Origin of the sequence: Endozoicomonas sp. SESOKO2 (assembly GCF_024606245.1) — a bacterium.
Classification (GTDB): domain Bacteria; phylum Pseudomonadota; class Gammaproteobacteria; order Pseudomonadales; family Endozoicomonadaceae; genus Endozoicomonas_A.
Map to the genome: position 1 here is coordinate 1 of NZ_JAHHPQ010000640.1, position 1,396 is coordinate 1,396.

Sequence of the window (1,396 nt, forward strand, 5' to 3'; positions counted from 1 at the left end):
GACTTCAGCCAGATAGCGTGTACTCATAGCGGCTTTCTTTTGTTTTCTCTTCAGACCTGTTTTGAAGGTTTTCGTGTTGTTCAACAGATTGACTGCAATATGTCTAAAGCCTGCCAAAATTTCTGCTCCGTCATTTCTTCGGATGCGACACTCGTTTTCTCGCATCGTAACATCGAGTTTCCAGTGAAGCTTATGCTCTATGTGCCAATGCTCCCGGCTGGCCTTACCCAATTACTCAGCCGTCAGTTTTGCAGAGCTGATGTAGTAGTGAATCTTGGCGAAAGTCACTGATAATAGAGAGTTGTGAAATCAAATCGTGAGCATTCATGTTGAGGCCTTAGCCTGATGTGCATTTATAAGGCCGTAGACGTATTAAAAAGAAAGCAAATATAAGCTAGAGGTCAATAATTTCAGGGGTTTTCATGACTTTTACCTGCCCATCTATGCCAATCGCATATTTATGAATTTTCATCATCATCCATTTTCACGCACGCGTGGGAATACGTACAGCCTTCCTTGATGATGTGGAGCTTCACTGCTAGTTTAGTATTACTTATTTTCGATAGTAATACGGTGTTCTTATGCCTAAGTTGACCAGTAAAAGACAAGTAACCATACCTCAGGATGTCTGTAACAAACTGGGGCTTGTTCCTGGTGATACTCTGAAGGTTTTTGAGCGGGATGGAGTCGCTCATTTGGTAAAAATGTCTAGTGAAACACTCTCAGGTACATTAGCTTGTGTAAAAGTCACAGAGTCTGAATCTGCGGTAAACCAGGGTGATCTGGATTTTAAAGAAATTTTGAGAAAAAAAGCTGCCAGAAAATTCAGAGGTCAGGAATGATTGCTGTAGATACCAATGTGCTGATTCGCTATTTACTGCAGCCAGTGGACAGTCAAAACCCGCCTTGGCAAACTCAAAAGGCTGTCCTTACAATAGACTCTGCGGAAAAGGTTTTTTTGTCGGACATAGTATTGGCTGAAACCGAATGGGTGATGGAGGCTGTTTTTAATTTGACCAGAAATGATATCCATCCAGTGTTTTATGAGTTGGCAGCCAGTACCCGTTTTTTGTTTGAAGACTGGGAGGCACTCCAACGTGCCCTGATGGATTATAAAACTTATCCAAAAGTGGATTTATCCGACTGCCTTATTGCCAGACGAGCCCATAACAATGGGGCTGAAACACTCTATACGTTTGAGAGCAATCGTAAACTGGGTGCATTACCAATAGTGACCACTCTTACTGTTCGTCATTAAATGCTACAAAAAACGATTCCATACAAAGTGGCTAACTTAATAGAGCTTCGATTAAGTACCCTGCGGCAAAATCATGAAAGTGTCTGCCCAGCAAGGACTTCAGCCAGATAGCGTGTACTCATAGCGGCTTTCTTTTGT

General features: G+C 42.2%; 2 protein-coding genes. Both read left to right on the forward strand.

The window, feature by feature from the left end; genetic code table 11:
• Positions 1–581: 581 nt before the first annotated feature.
• Positions 582–842, forward strand: coding sequence for an AbrB/MazE/SpoVT family DNA-binding domain-containing protein (locus KDK17_RS15940; protein ID WP_257255260.1), 261 nt, complete (start codon positions 582–584; stop codon positions 840–842).
• Positions 839–1,258 (forward strand): PIN domain-containing protein, encoded by a 420-nt coding sequence (locus KDK17_RS15945; RefSeq protein ID WP_257255259.1) that lies wholly within the window; start codon positions 839–841, stop codon positions 1,256–1,258. The genes KDK17_RS15940 and KDK17_RS15945 overlap by 4 nt, the downstream gene beginning before the upstream one ends.
• Positions 1,259–1,396 lie beyond the last annotated feature (138 nt).

Bases quoted from the DNA above. Each gene is read 5' to 3' on its own strand.
- KDK17_RS15940 (WP_257255260.1), top strand. From the start codon at position 582: ATGCCTAAGTTGACCAGTAAAAGACAAGTAACCATACCTCAGGATGTC.
- KDK17_RS15945 (WP_257255259.1), top strand. From the start codon at position 839: ATGATTGCTGTAGATACCAATGTGCTGATTCGCTATTTACTGCAGCCA.